Below are 18,845 nucleotides of genomic sequence, written 5' to 3'. Positions count from 1 at the left end.
GGCCCGGATCAGGGCATGTGCTGCCCCCGAGCCCATCAGCCGGCGTTGGGCTTGCGGAGCAGCACGCAGGCGTGCGGGACGCGGGTGCGGGGATCTCCGAGCAGGTGCGCTTGTGTCACGAAACCGGCCTGGCCCGCGAGTTCGGCGATGCGATCAGGTTGGAGCAGGTGGACGTCGAGGGCCATGGGGTGGCCGCCGTAGCCCTCGTGCTTGCGGCGGACTTCGTCGCCGACGTGGAAGCCGAGCAACAGGTAGCCACCCGGGTTCAGAGCTCGATGGAACTCGGCGAAGGCGGTGGGGAGTTCGGCTGCCGGGAGGTGGATGATCGAGTACCAGGCGACGATGCCGGCGAGTTGGCCGTCGAGGACATCGAGGGCGGTCATGGTGCCGATGTGGAAGCGCAGTTGGGGGGTGGTCGCGCCGAGCCACCTCGATCATCCCCGGCGAGAGGTCGATGCCGAAGGCGTCCAGCCCGAGTTGGTGCAGATGGGCCGTCACATGACCGGGCCCACAGCCGACGTCGGCCACCGGGCCACCGCCTGAGCTCAGGACCAGCTCAGCGAACGCCCCGAGCATGCCTCGCCCCAACGCGTCGCGCCGGAAGGCGGGTCGCACGAACTCGGCGTAGTCGACGGCGACGGTGTCGTAGGACGTGCGGGTCTCGGTGAGGTACGCGGGCTCTTCGATCACGCGGCGACCCTAGCGGTGCGGCGTTGCGAGTGTCAGCGGTCACGCGGTCCCGCCAGGACCAAAGCCGCCTCCCGCCCGAGCCCGCCGGCGGCGGCCACACGGACCCGCACCTGGGAGGAGTGGATCCGCGAGCCGATCCGCCCCGACAGGTGGGTCCCTGCCTGCCCGGCACCGGGTGCGCGTGGCAGGCCGTGCGCGATCTACGCTGATCGGGGTGGCAGACGAGGCAGACGAGAGTGGCATGCTCGCTGACCCGACGAAGACCAGGACGATGGGCGAGCGGACGGCATGACGGTGGGCGGGTCGGACGGCGCGGCGGAGATCGAGCGGACCGTGGTTCCCACGCCGGTCGGGGACGCGCGGATCAGCTGGCACCGGTCGGTCGGCCCGGCCCGCGCGGTGCTCGGCCTCGGGCACGGCACCGGACGCGGGATCGAGGCGCCGGACCTGGCCGCGCTGGCCGCCGCGCTGCCCGCTCACGGGATCACCGTCGCGCTGGTCGAGCAGCCGTGGAAGGTGTCCGGGGAGAAGGCAGCACCCGATGCGAACACCCTGGACAGGGGGTGGGTGCCGGTCGCCGGACGTCTGGCCGCCGAAGGCCTGCCGCTGGTGGTCGGCGGCCGCAGCGCCGGGGCGCGGGTGGCCTACCGCACCAGCGCGGCCGGCGGCGCGGTGGCCGTGCTGGCGATGGCCTTCCCGCTGCACCCGCCGGGTCGGCCGGAGGAGTCGCGCGCCGCGGAACTGCTCGGCAGCGGACTGCCGACACTGGTCGTCCAGGGCACCAAGGACCCGTACGGCGGGCCGGACGAATTCCCCGTGCTGCGGGCCGGCATGCGGCTGGCCGAAGTACCGGCGTCGGACCACGTCTTCGCGGTACCCGGGTCGGCGCCACTGCCGACGGCCGAGACGCTGGCACTGATCACCGGAACGGTCGCGGACTGGCTCGCGGCTCTGGTGCTCTGACGACGCGGCATCGAGTCAGCACGCGAGTGTGAGCGGCAGTTGGCCGGCCATGGTCACCGCGCGCACCTCGAGCCGCCGTGGACAGCGCGGCAGGTCGGTCACCACGCGACCGCTCACGCCGGGCGGCTTGCTACCAAGGCCCCGGCGTTCCCGCGCAGAGTGGCAGTGGGAGAATCCGCCGGTGAGCGACGTGAACCAGAACTCCCGCCAGGCCCTGCTCCGTCGGGGATTCGCGCTCGAGTACGCGACCCTGGGCTGGAACATGGTCGGCATCGTGATCCTGGCGATCGCCGCGATCGGCGCCCGCTCGGTGGCGCTGGCCGGCTTCGGCCTGGACTCCCTGATCGAGATCGGCGCCTCCACCGTGGTCATCTGGGAGCTGTCCGGCACCGGGGAGGAGCGGCAGGAGCGGGCCCTGAGGGTGATCGGCGTCGGCTTCGCACTGCTCGGCCTCTACCTGCTCGTCCAGTCGACCCTCGTGCTGGCCTGCGGGTTCCGCCCGCACCACTCGTCGCTCGGCATCGCCTGGACCGCCGTCACCGCTGCGGTGATGTTCGCCCTGGCCTTCGGGAAGGCCCGCACCGGAGCCGCCCTGGACAACCCCGTCCTGCGGACCGAGGGGCGGGTCACCCTCGTCGACGGCCTGCTCGCCGCCGCCGTCCTGCTCGGTCTGGTCCTGAACACCACCGTCGGCTGGTGGTGGGCGGACCCAGCCGCCGGCTACGTGCTGGCGTACTACGCGGCCCGCGAGGTCCGTGAGATCTTCTTCGGCGGGCAGTGACCCACCGGCGCTGCCGGTTTCGAGCGGGGGCTGTCAGGCTCCGAGAGCGGGCCGGATCCGAAGTACGTGGCGGTCGCCGGCGAGGGCGAACGGGAGCACCACTTCGCCATGGCGGTCGAGTGCCTCGGTCACGCGGGGGACGGCGTCGGGGCAGGTAAGACGATGAGCGAACCAGTCGGACTGCATCTCCCCCAGGGGTAGGCGGCGGATCGACTGCCAGGTGGCGGTGAGCGCGTCGGAGAGGCGCGCGAAGGTCGCGGGGGGCGCGACGCCTTCGATCTCCACCAGCACAGGACGCGGGATGAGGGGCTCCTCGGAGTCGGTGGGCGCGGGGCCGACGACGCACCAGGCGCGCTTGCCGATACCGTCACGAGGTCCGTGACCCCAAGCCCTGGCCAGCTCGTTCACCAGGTGGAGGCCCCGCCAGCTCTTGTGGTCCTCCGTCAGGGGCTTGAGTTCGGGCTTCACATCGGCCCTGGCGTCGTCAACGGCGATCAGGAGCTCGTCGTTGACGAGCTCCACCCCCACCCGGATCAGGTTTCCGGGCGGAGTGCCGTGCTGCCAGGCGTTGGTGACCAGCTCGCTGACCAGCAACTCCCCCACCTCCAGGAAACGTTCACCGCCAGGAGTGCGGGCGAGGTAGTCGCGCAGCAGGCGGCGCGCCAGGCCGGGCGTCCGCTTGCTGCGCGGGAACCAGCAGACCTCGGGGGCAGTGAACTGGGGTGCGGGGGCGGGGTTTTCGTGCATGGCAGGCTCCTTTAGCGGGTGCGGGCGATTTGGCTGTGAACCACGGCACGCACTCGGCGCCAGGCAAAGGAATGCCCGATCCGCGCCTGCCATGATCACCAACCGAAACCCTGTGACTACCCCCCGTAGGGTGCACCTAGAACCCTCTACGGTGCAAGTCCCTACTTTGGAAGTCGTCAAAGATTGTTGTCGGCGCGCAGGAACGGCAGACTGGCAGCTCAACACCAGTGGGGAGGCTCGAGCATTGCCGGTCAACAGGAACCCGACGGTTCGCCAGCGGCGACTGGCCCGCATGCTCAAAGAGCTACGGACCGGGGCAGGCCTGACGATCGCCCAATCGGCGCGTCAGCTGGCTTGCGCCGAGAGCAAGATCAGTCGCATCGAGGCCGCGCAGTCAGGGATCAGGCTGGTGGACCTCCGGCTGCTGCTCGACCTCTACGGAGTTGCCGACGCCACCGTCCGCGCGCAGCTCGAAGCCCTCTCCCGGGAGGGCCGCCTTCGCGGATGGTGGGACCGCTACTCGGACACCCTGTCGCCGCACTATGCCGACTACATCGCCCTGGAAGCGGACGCGTCGGACATGTACAGCATCCAGACGGTTCTGGTGCCGGGCATTCTGCAGACCGAGGACTACACGCGAGCTGTCGTCCGCGCACAGATAGAGGACGCGACGGCGGAGCAAGTCGAAATCCTCACCAAGGTTCGCCAGGAGCGGCGTTCGGTACTGACCCGCGCTGTACCGATGCGCGTGTGGGTCGTGCTCTCCGAGTCAGCGCTCCGGCACCAAATCGGCGGACGTTCAGTGATGCGTGGGCAGTTGGAGTTCCTCGCTGCCGCAGCCGTGCAGCCCAACATCAACCTCCAGGTCCTGCCGGAGGCTTCGGACATTCACGCGGCTCTGTTCGGCCCCATCACGATCCTGCGCTTCCCCGAGACGACGGAGACTGACGTGGTGTACCTCGACAGCCTGGTCAGCACGCTCTACATCGAGGATCCGGCGGAGGTCTTCAAGTACTGCGAGTTGTTCCGCCGGGCCCTCGCCGAGTCCTTGGCCCGTACCGAATCACTCGCTCTCATCGAACGCATCGCAAAGGAAAAGGTATAGAAGTGAGCAACTTCCTGGTGCCTGCCTCAACAGCCGGCCTTGTTTGGCGCAAGTCGACCTTCTCGGGAGCTCAGAGCGAGTGCGTCGAGGTCGCCGACGGCTGCCCGGGAGTGGTCCCGGTCCGTGACTCCAAGAACCCCGACGGCCCCGCCCTCACCTTCACCGCCGAGGCCTGGTCCGGATTCATCCACCGACTGCGCGAGGGCGGCTTCCGCACCCCCTGAGCCGCATCCACGGCTCAACTCCCCTGCGGGGCCTCAGGGCTGGCGCCGCCGCCCTGAGCCCCGCACCACGGACCGCACTCGATCCCGCTCGGTCCTCCGCGTTTCACCGCCGAGGCTCCGCTCGCAGGCTCATGCGTCAGGCGCGGCTGCCTCCAGCTCTTCGATGCTCCCGGACATGATCGTGCGCACGTGCTCGGTGATGTGCTCCGCGGGCCAGTCCCACCAGGCCACCGCCAACAACCGGGCTACGGCCTCGTCGTCGAAGCGGGTGCGGATGAGGCGGGCCGGGTTGCCGCCGACGATGCCGTAGTCGGGGACGTCGCTGGTGACCACGGCCCCGGAGGCGATGATCGCGCCGTGGCCGATCCGCACGCCTGGCATGACCGTGGTGCCGTGGCCGAACCAGACGTCATTGCCGACGACGGTGTCCCCGCGGTTCGGCAGGCCGGTGATCAGGTCGAAGTGCTCGGCCCAGGAGCCGCCCATGGTGGGGAACGGGAACGTCGAGGGGCCGTCCATCCGGTGGTTGGCACCGTTCATGATGAACCGCACTCCCGTGCCCAGCGCGCAGTACTTGCCGATGACCAGCTTCTCCGGCCCGTAGTGGTAGAGCACGTTGCGCGTCTCGAACGCGGTCGGGTCGTCCGGGTCGTCGTAGTAGGAGTACTCGCCGACTTCGATCAGCGGGGATTTCACCAGTGGCTTGAGCAGCACCACGCGCGGGTGCTCGGGCATCGGGTGGAGGACCGTCGGGTCGGCGGGCACGGGCATGGGCGCGGTTCCTCATCAGTCGCGGGTTCGTATCCGATCCATGATCGCCGCGGCACGTCCTCCCTGACCACCGGTTTACCGGCGTTCGCAGTCGAGCGTGCCGACCTGGCCGACTGATCGCCGGGCTCGACGGGCCTCGGTCGGTCGTCGAGCGACGCCTGGCGGATCACCCTGAGGACTCGACCACCGGCGGGAGTTGAGGTGCGTGGGCGGTGGTCCGGCGACTGGTCCGGTAGCGGCCCGGGGTCGTTCCGATGATGTCGGTGAACGCCGCGATGAAGCTGCTGGGGTTGGACCATCCGCAGGCGTGGGCGGTCTGGGTGGTGTCGTGGCCGTCGGCGAGGAGCACGAGCGCGTGGTGGATGCGCAGTTGCGTGCGCCACTCGTAGAAGGTCATGCCGAGTTCGTTGCGGAACAGCCGGCTGAGGGTGCGGGTGCCGGCTCCGATCGTCTTCCCGAGTTCGGCCAGCGTGGCGTTCTCCGCGGGCGCCGCGTGCAGCATCCTGGCGATGGCTCGCAGTCGGTCGTCCCGTGGTTCCGGCAGGTGCAATGGCTGTTCGGGTGCTTCCCGGAGCTCGTCGACGAGGACCCGCAGCAGGCGCGAGCGCGCCGAGCGGCTGTGGTCGGGCGCGGCAGGGTCGTGGTTGCGGGGGCCGGTCAGGACGAGCAGGACCTCACGGGCGAGGGCGGAGGTCAGGAACACGGCGGGACGGCCCGGTACGAGCCGGGCGAGGGATGGTGCGAGGAAGACGATCCGCATGTCGGTGTCGCCGTGGGCACGGTGGTGGTGCGCGAACCCGGCGGGGGTCCAGGCGACCCGGTTGGCGGGAACGATCGACGTGCCGCGCTCGGTGTGGACGGCCAGGACGCCGTTGGCCGCGTACACCAGGTGTCCACGGGCGTGCGACTGCACGGCGCTCGTTCCGCCGGACGGCCAGAGGTGGCGTCCGCCGGACGGCCAGATGTGGGACGTCGCACCGGTGGTCAGGCGAGGTTGGCGGCGAGCGGGCATCAGTTGGCAGCCTACCGGTAGCAAGCCACCCCTTGCTCTGGCGAGACTTCCTGCATGCCGCGTGGTGCCGGTCGCGCAGAGCGTCCGACGGAACCACATGTCATCGGGGCAGCGTGCCTCGGTGCACCGGATTGAGGCAGAGGGAGAAACGCATGGCGACGTTCGTCCTTGTTCCCGGCGCTTGGAAGGGCTCCTGGGCGTTCGAGGCGGTGGTTCCGCTGCTGGAGCGTGCCGGTCATGCCGTTCACGCCCTGACCCTGACCGGTCTGCGGCCGGACGACGACAACGCGACGGTCGCGACCGCCAACCTCGACACGCACGCCGACGACGTGTTGCGGCTCCTCGATCGCCACCGCATCACCAGCGCGACGCTGGTCGGCCACAGCTACGCCGGGATGGTGATCGCCGCCGCCGCCGACCGCGCCGGCGGCCGGATCTCACGACTGGTGCATCTCGACGCCTACGTACCGCGCGACGGCGAGTCGTGCTGGTCGTCGACGAACTCGCACTTCCGGGGAGTGTTCGCTGCCGGCGCCGCGGCCACCGGCTACGCCGTCCGACCGCCGGACGGAGGCGATCCGCGCCGCCGTCCCCACCCCCTCGCCTCCTTCCTGCAATCGATCCGGCTCACCGGCGCGGTCGACCGGATCCCCCGTCGGGAGTTCGTCTACTGCTCGGGATGGAAGCACCGGACGCCGTTCGCCGAACTCCGCACACGGCTCCAGGCCGATCCCGGGTGGCAGGTCCACGAACTCCCGACCGGCCACGACGCGATGCACGAGGCCCCGGAGGCGGTCGCCGCACTACTGCTCGGCGAACGCGCCGCGGATGCGCCGACGCACAGCCGACAGGCTTGCCGCTGAGGGCGGCTCAGCGACTCAACGGGCTGACGCCACGGGCTGGATCCGGGCGTGCAGGAGGCAGAACTCATTGCCTTCGGGGTCGGCCAGGACGTGCCAGCTCTCGGTGCCGGTCTGGCCGACGTCGACGCGCTTGGCGCCGAGGGCGAGCAGCCGCTTTAACTCGGCGTCCTGGTCCCGGTCGGTGGCGTTGACATCGATGTGCAGTCGGAGCTTCCCGGCCCGGCGGTCGCGGCTGGGGCTGATGACGAGGGTCGGCTGCGGGCCGCCGAATCCGATGCCGGGCGGCCCGATCTCGATGCTTCCGTCCTCCTCCCGGCCGAGTTCGACGTAGTCGAGGACCTCGCTCCAGAACGCGGCGAGCCGCTCGGGGTCGGCGGCGTCGATGACCAGTTCACTGATGCGGCATGCCATGTCCGGCAGTGTACGGGCAAGCGCGAGGATCCTGCCTGTGGTTCAAGTGCGCCGTCCCTTGCGTCACTTCGCCACCGGACGGCCCAACACCCGTGCGCCAGGACCGGGTCGGTTTGCCGCACGCCTCCGCACTGAGGAGAGCGTCCTTCGCGGCCCCGGCATCCGCAGGCCGGCCGGCGCGATCGGGCTCAGCTGCTACTCGCGGGTGCGGTGTCGAGCGGCAGCAACCGGGTGCCCGGCGGCAGCGCGCCGGCCTCGCCCGCGTCGCGCAGGTAGCCGAGCAGCGCCTCGCGCAGGGCGGCTGCCGCGCGGGTGAGGGGGAGCTCGGCGCCGTGGGCCAGGGCGATGGTGCGGCCCATCGCGGGGTCGGCGAACGGGGTGACCGCCAGGCCGCTGCGGGCCGCGACCATGCCGGGGACCACGGCCGGGCCCAGGCCGGCCCGGACGAAGCCCAGCACCGCGTCCATCTCACCGCCCTCGACGGCGAATTCGGGGTCGAAGCCGGCCGCCCGGCAGGCTGCCAGGGTGGCCTCGCGCAGGTCGTAGCCCTCGCGGAACATCACCAGCGGTCGGCCGCGCAGGTCTTCGATCCGGATGCGGCGGCGGCGCAGCGGGCGGTCCGAGACCAGCACCAGGTCCTCGTGGAGCAGCTCGGTGAGCGCCATGCCCGGCGGCCGTTCGCCGCTCGGCCGGGTGATCACCAGCGCCAGGTCGAGTTCGCCGGCGGCCAGGGTGCTCGCCAGGTCGCGGGAGCCGCCCTCGTCGACCAGCAGTTCGACGCCCGGGTGGCGGGCGCGGTAGGCGCGCAGCACGTCCGGCACCAGGCTGCTGCACAGGCTCGGCGGGGCTCCGAGCCGCACCCGGCCGCGCCGCAGCTGGACGACTTCCTGCACCGCGCTGCGGGCGCTCTCGGCGTCCGCCAGGATGCGTCTGGCCAGCGGCAGCAGTGCCTGACCGGCGTCGGTGAGGGCCGTGTCGCCGCGACCGCGGTGGAACAGCTCCGCGCCCAGCTCGCGCTCCAGGGAGCGGATCTGCTGGGAGAGCGAGGGCTGGGCGACGCGCAGGCGCTCGGCGGCGCGGGTGAAGTGACGGGTGTCGGCGACGGCGGCGAAGTAGCGCAGTTGCTGGAGCTGCATGAGGCCATGATAGGTGCTGCCTATCGTCACGAGCTGAAAGATGTCTTGGACGGATGATGGCCGCGCTGCCTACCGTCGTGTTCATGGCTCTGACGAGTGAGCGCACCGAACGCTCCAGCGAACGCGGCACGCCCGCGGACAGCCGCAGTGCGGTGGCCGTCGTGTGGAACTCGACCGTCGGCAAGAAGGCGGCCATGGCGGTGAGCGGCCTGGTGCTGCTCGGCTACCTGGTCCTTCACATGATCGGGAACCTGAAGATCTTCTTCGGTCCGGCCGACCTGAACGGCTACGCGGCCTGGCTGCGCACCATCGGGCAGCCCTTCCTCGGGCACGAGTGGTTCCTCTGGATCGCCCGCCTGGTACTGCTGGCCGCCGTGCTGGTGCACGCGACGGCCGCCTACCAGCTGAGCCGCCGCGACCTGCGGGCCCGGCCGACCGGCTACCGGCACCGGCGGGCCCGGAGCAGCTACGCGACCCGGACGATGCGCTGGGGCGGGGTGATCCTGGCGCTCTTCATCGTCTGGCACATCCTGGACCTCACCACCCTGACCGTGAACCCGAAGGCCGAGCCCGGCCACCCGTACGAGAACGTGGTGGCGAGCTTCCACACCTGGTACAGCGGCGTCATCTACTGCCTGGCGATGCTGGCCCTCGGGATGCACGTCCGGCACGGCTTCTGGAGCGCCGCCCAGACCCTGGGCCTCAACAACCCGCGCCGCGACCGGGCGCTGAAGGCCTGCGCCGACCTGCTGGCGTTCGCGTTGACCGCCGGGTTCCTCGCCGTGCCGATCGCCGTGATGACGGGAGCCGTCAAGTGAGCATTCAAGTGAGCAGCAACCAGGGGTACGAGCACTACACCGTCGGCGCCCCGATCGCCGACACCAAGGCGCCGGACGGGCCGATCGAAGAGCGCTGGGACCGGCGGCGGTTCGAGGCCAAGCTAGTCAACCCGGCCAACCGGCGCGGCCGCACGGTGATCGTGGTGGGCACCGGCCTGGCCGGCGGGGCGGCCGGGGCCACGCTGGCCGAACAGGGCTACCGCGTCGTCCAGTTCTGCTTCCAGGACTCCCCGCGGCGGGCTCACTCGATCGCCGCCCAGGGCGGCATCAATGCGGCCAAGAACTACCGCAACGACGGCGACTCGATCCGCCGGCTGTTCTACGACACCGTCAAGGGCGGGGACTTCCGGGCCCGCGAGTCCAATGTGCACCGGCTCGCCCAGGTCTCGGTGGAGATCATCGACCAGTGCGTGGCCCAGGGTGTGCCGTTCGCCCGGGAGTACGGCGGGCTGCTGGACACCCGCTCGTTCGGCGGGGTGCAGGTGTCCCGCACCTTCTACGCCCGTGGCCAGACCGGGCAGCAGCTGCTGCTCGGCGCGTACCAGGCGCTGTCCCGCCAGATCGCCGCCGGCAACGTGGAGTTGCACGCCCGCACGGAGATGCTGGACCTGGTGGTGGTGGACGGGCGAGCGCGCGGCATCGTCGCGCGCGACCTGGTCACCGGCAAGCTGGAGACCCATCTCGCGGACGCGGTGGTGCTGGCCACCGGCGGCTACGGCAACGTCTTCTACCTCTCCACCAACGCCAAGAACTCCAATGCCACGGCGATTTGGCGCGCTCACCGGCGCGGCGCCTACTTCGCCAACCCGTGCTTCACCCAGATCCACCCGACCTGCATCCCGCGCTCCGGCGACCACCAGTCCAAACTGACCCTGATGAGCGAGTCGCTGCGCAACGACGGCCGGATCTGGGTGCCCAAGGCGGCGGGTGACACCCGGCCGCCGAACGCCATCCCGGAGGCCGAGCGGGACTACTACCTGGAGCGGATGTACCCCTCGTTCGGCAACCTGGTCCCCCGCGACATCGCCTCCCGGGCTGCCAAGGCGGTCTGCGACGAGGGGCGCGGCGTCGGCCCGGGCGGGCAGGGGGTCTACCTGGACTTCGCGGACGCCATCGCCCGGCTCGGCCGGGACACCGTGGCGGAGCGGTACGGCAACCTCTTCGACATGTACCAGCGGATCACCGCCGAGGACCCGTACCAGGTGCCGATGCGGATCTACCCGGCGATCCACTACACCATGGGCGGTCTCTGGGTCGACTACGACCTGCAGACCACCATCCCGGGCCTGTTCGCGATCGGCGAGGCCAACTTCTCGGACCACGGCGCCAATCGACTCGGCGCGAGCGCCCTGATGCAGGGCCTGGCCGACGGCTACTTCGTGCTGCCGCCGACCCTCAACGACTACCTGGCCCGCACCCCGGCGGTTCCGCTGACTCCGGACCACCCCGAGGTCGAGGCAGTCGCGACCGAGGCCGCCGACCGCCTGGCCGCGCTGCTCGCGGTGAACGGCGACCGCACCCCCGACTCGTTCCACCGCGAGCTCGGCGAACTGCTGTGGGACGAGTGCGGCATGGCCCGCTCGGCGGCCGGCCTGCGCAAGGCGCTGGAGCGGATCCCCGAGCTGCGCGCCGAGTTCTGGCGTCGGCTCAAGGTGCCCGGTACCGGCGAGGAGCTCAACCAGTCGCTGGAGAAGGCCAATCGGCTGGTCGACTACTTCGAGCTGGCCGAGCTGATGTGCCTGGACGCGCTGCACCGCGCCGAGTCCTGCGGCGGCCACTTCAGGGTCGAGAGCCAGACCCCTGACGGTGAAGCCGCCCGCCGTGACGAGGAGTTCGGCTACTCCGCCGCCTGGGAGTTCAACCCCTCCGGCCCGCCGGTGCTCCATCGTGAAGAGCTCGTCTTCGACCACGTCCACCCCACCCAGCGGAGCTACGCATGAACCTCACCCTGCGGATCTGGCGGCAGCCCGGACCGGACGCGCCAGGCGAGATGACCGTCTACCAGGTCGGCGGCATCACCGAGGACATGTCGTTCCTGGAGATGCTGGACATCCTCAACGAGGAGCTGATCCTGCGCGGCGACCAGCCGGTCGCGTTCGACCACGACTGCCGCGAGGGCATCTGCGGTGCCTGCAGCATGGTGATCAACGGCCGGCCGCACGGCCCGGAACGCACGACCACCTGCCAGTTGCACATGCGGCACTTCACGGACGGCGACACCATCGACGTGGAGCCGTGGCGGTCCGCGGCCTTCCCGGTGATCAAGGACCTGGTGGTGGACCGCTCCGCCTTCGACCGGATCATCGGCGCCGGCGGCTACATCACCGCCCCCACCGGCAGCGCCCCGGACGCGCACGCCGTACCGGTGCCCAAGGAGGCCGCCGACCGGGCCTTCGAGCACGCCGAGTGCATCGGTTGCGGCGCCTGCGTGGCGGCCTGCCCGAACGGCTCGGCGATGCTCTTCACCGCGGCCAAGGTGGTGCACCTCAACCTGCTGCCGCAGGGCGCGCCGGAGCGGCGCTCCCGGGTGCGGTCGATGGTGGCCGCCATGGACAGCGAGGGGTTCGGCGGCTGCACCAACACCGGTGAGTGCGCCACCGCGTGCCCGAAGGGGATCGGACTGGACGCGATCGGCACACTCAACCGGGAGTTCCTGCGGGCCCGTTGACGCTCGTCAGCGTCCTGGCGGCCGGGTGCGGCGGCGGTACCAGAACAGCACGGGTACCGTCGCCGCCGAGCTCATGGCGGTCGACGCGGCCAGCGAGTGCTGCTGGAAGGTGGCCGGGACGGGGAGGGTGGACCAGCGGGAGAGCGGCCAGGCCACCGCGAACGCCCGCCCGACCACGTCCGATTCCGGCACGAAGCCGTCACCCGGTCCGAACTTGTGGTGGAACCGCGAGTCGGAGGAGTCGTTGCGGTGGTCGCCCATCACCCACAGCTTGCCTTTGGGCACCGTGATCGTGCCCACCGGAAAGTCGTCGCACGGCGTCGCGCCGGGGAAGACGTACGGCTCGGTCAGCGCCGTGCCGTTGACCCGGACCGGCTGACCCTGGTCGCACTGCACGGTGTCCCCGCCGACCGCGATCACCCGCTTGATCAAGTCCTCGTCCCCGGCTCCCGGCATCAGCCCGATGAAGCTCAGCGCCTGCTGGAAGGCGTTGGGGTGGTCCACCTGCTGACCCTCGCCCTTGAGCCAGCCGTCCGGGTCCTTGAAGACCACCACGTCGCCGCGCTCCGGCGTGGCACCGAACCACGGGGTGAACTTGTCCACCAGCACCCGGTCGCCCGGTTGCAGGGTGTTCTGCATCGACTCGGAGGGTATCGAGAAGGCCTGGACGAAGAAGGTCTTGATGATGAGGGCCAGCAGGACGGCCAGCACCACCAGGATCGGCAGCTCCTGCCAGAACGGCCGCTGCTTCCGCTTGGGGCGCCCCGTGGCGGCTCCTCGATGCCGTCTCCACCGGCTTCGACCGCGTTCGACCTGATCAACGGCCATGCCACTCCCCCAGTCATCCCAGCTGACGGTGTGCCGGTACGACAGCACCCAGGTAGCTGAACGAGCGACAGTTCCCGACCGCGGCCACCGGTGGCCCATCGTAGTTCGGCCCGGCACCGCGTGTATGTTGCGGGTGCTGACAGTCCCGCGCGAGCTGTGCGGACCTGCGGTCCTGCCGGGCCGCTGCGTCCACACGCCGACGCGGTCCCGCACCCGGGGGGAACAACACACGCATGACCGGATCGAACGTTTGGACCGCCCGTGCCGAGGCGCGGTCGGACGCGCCGCCAAGTCCACCGGGCGCCGCACCGGGCCCCGAACCGGCGCCGGACGACCGCCGCACGCTGCGTGCGGCGCTGACGCTGGCCGCGGTGGTCGGATTGGCGTTCGCGGCGCTGATGCTGCGGCCGGCCACCGGCCTGTTCAGCACGGGCGGCGCTCCGCTGGGCCGATCGTCCGGCTGGGTGGCGGTGCTGGGCATCGGCTGGGCGATCGTGGTGGGGACGCTGAGCCGGGACTACCGCGCGGCGGTCCGCCACCTGAGCGGCCTGACACCCCGGGCCGAGCGGCTCACCAGCGTGGCGGCGTGGCTGCTGCTGACCTTCGCGGTGGTGCTTCCGATCACCGCGCTCGGCATCGTGAACGCCCACCACCGGTCCGTCCCGCCGGACCTGGCCGTGCGGGCTCCCGCGATGAAGCTCCCGGGGGCACCCCGGCCGCCCTCCGGCGGCGGCCATGCCACCACCGGCAACGTGGTCGCGGTCGTGCTCGCCCTCCTGGTCCTGGCGTTCGCCGTACTGGTCGGCCGCCTGCTGCTCACCGCCTTCCGCGGGCGCCGTCGCACCCGCCACCCCGCCCCGGTGCCGAGCCGGGTGCTCGACGAGCAGGAGCAACTGGCCGCAGCGGTCGGCTCCGGGCGGCAGGCACTGCTCGGGACCGATGCCCGGGCCGCGGTGATCGCATGCTACGCGGCCATGGAGGAATCGCTCGCGGCCTCCGGAGTCGCCCGCCGCGTCGCGGACAGCCCCTCCGATCTCCTTGCCCGCGCGGCGGCCCTCGGCCAGTTGCCGACCGCGGCCGGCACCGCGCTGACCGCGCTCTTCCACGAGGCCCGCTACTCCCACCACCCGATGGGCTCGCCGGAGCTCGAGCGTGCTCGCGCTGCCCTCGACACGATCGCCCGGCACCTGGCGCCGGCGCAACCTGCTGAGGGGGTCTGCTGATGCCCGATCGCGACACCACTGACGACGTCGGGTCGGTGCGGCACTCGCTGACCCTGCTCCTGCCCGTGGCGGCCGGCAGCGAACTGGTGCTGGGACTGGTCGGCGGGCTGCCCGCGCTCGGCCTGGGCAGCGCGGTGCTGGGCGCCGTCGCACTGCTGACCGGCCGCTACGTGATCGGCGCGGCGTCGGAGGACAGCGGATACCGACGCGATGCCCGGCTGATGACCACCCGGGTGCCGGGCATCGGCGACTGGTACTGGATCCTGCGCGGCGGGTCGGACCCGGACGGCTACCCCAGCTCGCTCCGCCCCCAGCTGCAACGCCTGTACGCCGCCCGGCTCTCCGAGCGCCACGGGGTGTCGCTGCACACCGAGCCCGTCAAGGCCGCGGCCCTGGTCGGTGCGGACCTCTGGCCCTGGATCGACCCGGCGCAGCCGCCCCCGTCCACCACCCTCCCGCCCGACCGGCTCGGCGCGCTGATCGACCGGCTCGACGCGCTGTGACCGGCACCACCCCCGGCACCACCCACGCTGCCACCCACGCCGCCACCCCCGGCACCACCCACGGCACCACCCACGGCACCACCCACGCTGCCACCCACACTGCCACCCACGCCGCCACCCGAACCACCCTTGGACCCTGTGAGGACCCCGTGACCACCGAAGACCTGACGCCCCAGCAGGCCGGCAAGCTCGCCCGCGAGGTGCTGGCCGAGATCGAGCGTGCCGTGGTCGGCAAACCCGAGGCCCTGGAGCTGGTGATGCTCGGGGTCCTGGCCGGCGGGCACGTGCTGATCGAGGACCTGCCCGGCCTCGGCAAGACCCTGCTGGCCCGCTCCTTCGCCACCACGCTCGGCCTGGAGTTCCGGCGCATCCAGTTCACGCCCGACCTGCTGCCGTCGGACGTCTCCGGCGCCCCCTTCTACGACCAGCGCAGCGGCGAGATGGTCTTCCGGCCCGGCCCGGTCTTCACCAACCTGCTGCTGGCCGACGAGATCAACCGCACCCCGCCGAAGACCCAGGCCGCGCTGCTGGAGGCGATGGCCGAGGCCCAGGTGTCGATCGACGGCACCACGCGCCGGCTGCCCGACCCGTTCACCGTGATCGCCACCGCCAACCCGATCGAGTACGACGGCACTTACGCGCTGCCCGAGGCGCAGCTCGACCGGTTCCTGCTGCGGGTGCGGATGGGCTACCTGGACGCCGAGTCGGAGGCCCTCATGCTGCGGGCCCGGATCGACCGCGCCGCACCCGAGGCGGTGCTGCGGCCACTCGCCGACCCGGCCGCGGTGCTGGCGATGCGGGCCGCCGTGGAGCGGGTCGAGGTGGCCGACGACCTGGTGCGCTACGTGATGGACCTGATCGGCGCGACCCGCTCGCATCCGCAGATCCAGGTGGGCGCCTCGCCGCGCGGTGGCCTCGCGCTGGTCCAACTCGGCCGCGCCCGCGCCATGTTGGATGACCGGGACTACCTGACGCCGGAGGACGTCAAGGCGGTGGCGGTGCCCGCGCTGGCACACCGGGTCAGCCTCAAGCCCGAGTTGTGGGTACGGCAGGTGTCGGCGGACGAGGTGCTGACCGCGCTGGTGGCCGAGGTGCCGACCCCGCAGACGCTACCCGGGGTGCCGCTCGGGCAGGGCTCCACGGCGGCTGCCGTCCCGGCCTCGTGATGAGCACCACCGCGCCGGAGCAGCGCGACCAACCGACGTTGGCGCTCAGCGAGTTGCCCGCACCGCCGCCGAGCGGCTGGCGGACCGCCGAGCGCACGCTGCGCCTGCTGACCGTGGCCGTGACCGCCGCGGCCGCCGCCCTGCTCACCGGCCGGCCCTGGCTGCTCGCGCTGGCGGCCGGCCCGGTGGTGCTGGTGGTACTGGCCGCACCCGGACGGACCAGGCCCGCCAAGGTGTCGGCCACCGCCGAGGTGACGCCCAGCCGCTGCTTCGAGGGCGAGACGGTCACCGCCCGGATCAGCGTCGCCCATGACGGGGAGGTCGGCCTGCTCGACCCGGGCTTCACCCCGGGGCCCGGACTGACCCTGCGGGAGCAGCGAGTCGGCGCCGCCGCCGTGGAGTTGGAGTTCACCGCCGCCCGCTGGGGCCGCTGGACGGTGGGCACCGTCGACCTGGACCTCTACGACGGCGGTGGCTTGGCCCGCCGCACGGTGCGGGTGGAGCTGGGCGAGGTGGACGTCTTCCCGGCGCCCACCGCCGCCGGGCTCACTCCGATCCCGGTCCGACTGCCCGAGCGGCTCGGCGAGCACGCCTCGCGGCAGGCGGGTGAAGGAGTGGAGGTCGTCGGGGTGCGCCCGCACGTCTGGGGCGAGCGGCAGCGCCGGATCCACTGGCCGTCCACCACCCGGCGCGGCAGCATCCAGATCAACGAGTTCGGCGCGGAACGGGCGGTGGACACCGTGATGCTGCTGGACGCGCTGGGCGATCTGGCGGACCCCGTTTCCGGGACCTCCACGCTCGACGAGACGGTGCGCGCGGCCGCCGGTCTGACCAGGGCGTACCTGCGCACCCATGACCGGATCGGCGTGATCTCGGTCGGCGGCAAGTTGCGCTGGTTGCAAGCCGGTTCCGGGGAGCGGCAGTTCTACCGGATCGTGGAGAGCGTGCTGGAGGTGCGCAAGGACCTCGGGTACCGCACGCCTGATCTGCACCGCCTGCCGCCGCGGGCGCTGCCGGCGGGTGCGTTGGTGTACGCGTTCACGCCGCTGGCCGACCAGCGGATCCTCGACGTGCTCGGCGACTTGTCCGATCGGGGCAATCCGCTGGTGGCGGTGGAGATCCCGTTCGGCGAGCCGGCGGTGGATCCGTCGGACCAGGACGAGGTGTGGGCCGGGCAGTTGTGGCGTGCCGACCGCGAGGCGATCCGGTTCGCCCTGCGCAACAAGGGGGTGCCGGTGGTGACCCACCAGCCTGGCGAGACACTGGACTTGGCGGTCGCACCGCTGCGGCGGGGGCGGATTCAGGGGAGGCAGCGATGACTGGGCGCTTGGTCGGGACGACGGCGGTGACTCGGCGCTTGGTCGGGAGGACGGCAGTGGCACGGCACTTGGTCGGGAGGACGGCGGTGGCACGGCACTTGGTCGGGACGACGGCTGCGGCACGGCACTTGGTCGGGACGACGGCAGTGGCTTCGGGGGCGGGATCGGGGGCGGGACCATGGGCGCCCGCCCACAAGCGCCTGCTCAGCCGTTGCCTGGGCATGGCACTCCTGGTGGCCGCCACCAACCCGCGGGGAGGGGAAGGCGTGCCCCTCCATCTGGCCGGGGCGGTGCTGGCGGTCGGCTTCGGATGGTGGGCGGCGCCGCCGCTGACCGTCCGCCCCGGCCCCGCGTCCGCCCGGCTGCACCTTCAACTGGCCCGCCACCGCAACACCGTGCTGGCCACCGTGGCCGTCCTACTGGCGGCTCTGTCCCACCCGTCCGCCTGGCTGGCAGCGGCGATCACCGCGCTGCTGCTCGGGTACCTGCTCCGCGTCGACGCCCGCAGCCACGTCCACCTGCCCACCGGCCCCGGCGCCATCCTGGCCGCCTGCGCCGCCTCCGCCCTGGTCCTGGCAGCCGCCCTCACTCCTGCCCAAACGTCCGGCGCCGCCCGCCTGCTGGCCGCCTTCGGCATCGCGGTGGCAGCCGGCGCGGTGGGCCTGGCCCTGCACCATGGACCGGGCGGCCGCCGTGAACGGAGCGGCCACCCGGTCGACGGGCGCTGACTCAGCGAGCCAGCCGTCCCAGCAGGGCCGAGGCCGCCGTGATCCCCAGGGCGGTGGCCGCGGCCAACACACCGAAGTCCAGCGGAAGGTGGGCGGGGGCACCGATCAACAGGCCGCGCAGTGCGTCCACTTGGTAGCTGAGCGGATTCACCTTGCTGATCGCCTGCAGCCAACCGGGCATCAGGTGTAGCGGGTACAGGGCGTTGGAGCCGAAGAACAGCGGCATGGTGATCGCCTGGCCTATGCCCATCAGCCGGTCGCGGGTGAGCACGATTCCCGCGATGCTCATCGACAGGCAGGAGAAGAAGGCCGAGCCGAGCAACACCACGACCGCGACTCCCAGCAAACGTGCCGGGTTCCAGGTCATCGCGACGCCGAGCAGGGCCGCGATCAGCACCACCACGACGGCCTGGATCACCGCCTTGACCCCGGCGGCGAAGGCCTTGCCGGTGACCAGGGCAGCACGTGGCGTCGGGGTGACCAGCAGCTTGGTGAGCACGCCGGAGTCCCGCTCCCAGATGATCATGATGCCGTAGAAGATCGCGATGAACATCGCGGACTGGGCGATGATCCCCGGCGCCAGGTAATCGAGGTAGGGGATGCCGCCGGTCGGTATCGCCTTCAGGCGGGTGAAGGTCTCACCGAAGATCAGCAGCCAGAGAGCGGGCTGGATGGCCCGGGTGTAGAGCTCGGTGCGGTCGTGGCGCAGCTTCTGCAACTCGACGGCGCACATCGCCAGCACCCGCGCCGGGACCAACTTCCAACCGGTCCTGGCGCGCGGCGGAACCAGTAGCAGACCGAAGTCGCGCTCCGGCGTGGCGACGGCACCCGAGGCGGCTGGGGCTGTGGCGGTGGCCTTGGTCGCGGC

General features: G+C 71.6%; 20 protein-coding genes and 1 pseudogene. 13 read left to right on the top strand and 8 right to left on the bottom strand.

Features of this window, described 5'->3' with window-relative positions:
* Positions 1 to 35: 35 nt before the first annotated feature.
* Positions 36 to 576, bottom strand: a pseudogene (locus LN042_RS22820) (class I SAM-dependent methyltransferase).
* Between the two features lie 402 nt (positions 577 to 978).
* Here LN042_RS22820 and LN042_RS22815 point away from each other — a divergent pair.
* Both LN042_RS22815 and LN042_RS22810 read left to right on the top strand, forming a co-directional pair.
* Complete coding sequence (locus tag LN042_RS22815) at positions 979 to 1,653, top strand: alpha/beta hydrolase family protein (protein WP_230053165.1); 675 nt, start codon at positions 979 to 981, stop codon at positions 1,651 to 1,653.
* A gap of 181 nt (positions 1,654 to 1,834) precedes the next feature.
* Entirely contained in the window at positions 1,835 to 2,434 is a 600-nt protein-coding gene (locus tag LN042_RS22810; RefSeq protein WP_230053164.1) for a cation diffusion facilitator family transporter, read from the top strand.
* Positions 2,435 to 2,467: 33 nt separating this feature from the next.
* Here LN042_RS22810 and LN042_RS22805 read toward each other — a convergent pair whose 3' ends face one another.
* Complete coding sequence (locus tag LN042_RS22805) at positions 2,468 to 3,181, bottom strand: ATP-binding protein (RefSeq protein WP_230053163.1); 714 nt, start codon at positions 3,179 to 3,181, stop codon at positions 2,468 to 2,470.
* Between the two features lie 244 nt (positions 3,182 to 3,425).
* Here LN042_RS22805 and LN042_RS22800 point away from each other — a divergent pair, with 244 nt between their 5' ends.
* Complete coding sequence (locus LN042_RS22800; protein ID WP_230053162.1) at positions 3,426 to 4,286, top strand: helix-turn-helix domain-containing protein; 861 nt, start codon at positions 3,426 to 3,428, stop codon at positions 4,284 to 4,286.
* A gap of 2 nt (positions 4,287 to 4,288) precedes the next feature.
* On the top strand, positions 4,289 to 4,510 hold the full coding sequence (locus LN042_RS22795; protein WP_230053161.1) for a DUF397 domain-containing protein: 222 nt from the start codon (positions 4,289 to 4,291) through the stop codon (positions 4,508 to 4,510).
* A gap of 129 nt (positions 4,511 to 4,639) precedes the next feature.
* Here the strand turns inward: LN042_RS22795 and LN042_RS22790 are convergent, their stop codons facing one another.
* Both LN042_RS22790 and LN042_RS22785 read right to left on the bottom strand, forming a co-directional pair.
* A complete protein-coding gene (locus LN042_RS22790; protein ID WP_230053160.1) occupies positions 4,640 to 5,281 on the bottom strand; it encodes a CatB-related O-acetyltransferase in 642 nt (213 codons plus the stop codon).
* A gap of 166 nt (positions 5,282 to 5,447) precedes the next feature.
* Complete coding sequence (locus tag LN042_RS22785; protein WP_230053183.1) at positions 5,448 to 6,194, bottom strand: AraC family transcriptional regulator; 747 nt, start codon at positions 6,192 to 6,194, stop codon at positions 5,448 to 5,450.
* A gap of 251 nt (positions 6,195 to 6,445) precedes the next feature.
* On the opposite strand from LN042_RS22785, the gene LN042_RS22780 reads away from it, so the two are divergent.
* The gene (locus LN042_RS22780; protein WP_230053159.1) at positions 6,446 to 7,156 is read left to right on the top strand and encodes an alpha/beta fold hydrolase; all 711 of its coding nucleotides are present in this window, start codon (positions 6,446 to 6,448) and stop codon (positions 7,154 to 7,156) included.
* Between the two features lie 15 nt (positions 7,157 to 7,171).
* On the opposite strand, the gene LN042_RS22775 is transcribed toward LN042_RS22780, so the two are convergent.
* Positions 7,172 to 7,567 carry a VOC family protein gene (locus tag LN042_RS22775; protein ID WP_230053158.1) on the bottom strand — a complete coding sequence of 132 codons (396 nt, stop codon included), beginning with the start codon at positions 7,565 to 7,567 and terminating at the stop codon, positions 7,172 to 7,174.
* A gap of 188 nt (positions 7,568 to 7,755) precedes the next feature.
* The gene (locus LN042_RS22770) at positions 7,756 to 8,703 is read right to left on the bottom strand and encodes a LysR family transcriptional regulator (protein WP_230053157.1); all 948 of its coding nucleotides are present in this window, start codon (positions 8,701 to 8,703) and stop codon (positions 7,756 to 7,758) included.
* A gap of 83 nt (positions 8,704 to 8,786) precedes the next feature.
* On the opposite strand from LN042_RS22770, the gene LN042_RS22765 reads away from it, so the two are divergent.
* Genes LN042_RS22765 through LN042_RS22755 form a run of 3 tightly spaced genes read left to right on the top strand, consistent with a single transcriptional unit; the run spans position 8,787 to position 12,210 of the window.
* The gene (locus LN042_RS22765) at positions 8,787 to 9,521 is read left to right on the top strand and encodes a succinate dehydrogenase cytochrome b subunit (RefSeq protein WP_372495800.1); all 735 of its coding nucleotides are present in this window, start codon (positions 8,787 to 8,789) and stop codon (positions 9,519 to 9,521) included.
* On the top strand, positions 9,518 to 11,482 hold the full coding sequence (locus tag LN042_RS22760) for a fumarate reductase/succinate dehydrogenase flavoprotein subunit (protein WP_230053156.1): 1,965 nt from the start codon (positions 9,518 to 9,520) through the stop codon (positions 11,480 to 11,482). Before LN042_RS22765 ends, LN042_RS22760 begins: the two co-directional genes overlap by 4 nt.
* Complete coding sequence (locus tag LN042_RS22755; RefSeq protein ID WP_230053155.1) at positions 11,479 to 12,210, top strand: succinate dehydrogenase/fumarate reductase iron-sulfur subunit; 732 nt, start codon at positions 11,479 to 11,481, stop codon at positions 12,208 to 12,210. The genes LN042_RS22760 and LN042_RS22755 overlap by 4 nt, the downstream gene beginning before the upstream one ends.
* Positions 12,211 to 12,216: 6 nt before the next feature.
* Here LN042_RS22755 and lepB read toward each other — a convergent pair whose 3' ends face one another.
* Positions 12,217 to 13,038: a signal peptidase I gene (gene lepB / locus LN042_RS22750; protein WP_230053154.1), complete on the bottom strand. Its 822-nt coding sequence runs from the start codon at positions 13,036 to 13,038 to the stop codon at positions 12,217 to 12,219.
* Positions 13,039 to 13,271: 233 nt separating this feature from the next.
* Between lepB and LN042_RS22745 the strand changes: the two genes are divergently transcribed.
* From LN042_RS22745 to LN042_RS22725, 5 genes are all read left to right on the top strand, one after another.
* On the top strand, positions 13,272 to 14,261 hold the full coding sequence (locus tag LN042_RS22745) for a DUF4129 domain-containing protein (RefSeq protein WP_230053153.1): 990 nt from the start codon (positions 13,272 to 13,274) through the stop codon (positions 14,259 to 14,261).
* Positions 14,261 to 14,764, top strand: coding sequence for a hypothetical protein (locus tag LN042_RS22740; protein ID WP_230053152.1), 504 nt, complete (start codon positions 14,261 to 14,263; stop codon positions 14,762 to 14,764). Before LN042_RS22745 ends, LN042_RS22740 begins: the two co-directional genes overlap by 1 nt.
* A 149-nt stretch (positions 14,765 to 14,913) precedes the next feature.
* Positions 14,914 to 15,930 (top strand): AAA family ATPase, encoded by a 1,017-nt coding sequence (locus LN042_RS22735; protein ID WP_230053181.1) that lies wholly within the window; start codon positions 14,914 to 14,916, stop codon positions 15,928 to 15,930.
* Positions 15,930 to 17,249 (top strand): DUF58 domain-containing protein, encoded by a 1,320-nt coding sequence (locus LN042_RS22730; protein WP_230053151.1) that lies wholly within the window; start codon positions 15,930 to 15,932, stop codon positions 17,247 to 17,249. The genes LN042_RS22735 and LN042_RS22730 overlap by 1 nt, the downstream gene beginning before the upstream one ends.
* A 266-nt stretch (positions 17,250 to 17,515) precedes the next feature.
* A complete protein-coding gene (locus tag LN042_RS22725) occupies positions 17,516 to 17,977 on the top strand; it encodes a hypothetical protein (RefSeq protein ID WP_230053150.1) in 462 nt (153 codons plus the stop codon).
* 1 nt (position 17,978) lies between these two features.
* On the opposite strand, the gene LN042_RS22720 is transcribed toward LN042_RS22725, so the two are convergent.
* Positions 17,979 to 18,773: an ABC transporter permease gene (locus LN042_RS22720; protein ID WP_230053180.1), complete on the bottom strand. Its 795-nt coding sequence runs from the start codon at positions 18,771 to 18,773 to the stop codon at positions 17,979 to 17,981.
* Positions 18,774 to 18,845: the final 72 nt, after the last annotated feature.

It is taken from the genome of Kitasatospora humi (assembly GCF_020907985.1).
Taxonomy (GTDB): Bacteria; Actinomycetota; Actinomycetes; order Streptomycetales; family Streptomycetaceae; genus Kitasatospora; species Kitasatospora humi.
Note: the sequence above shows the minus strand (reverse complement) of the source record. Positions and strands in the feature narration are given on the sequence as shown.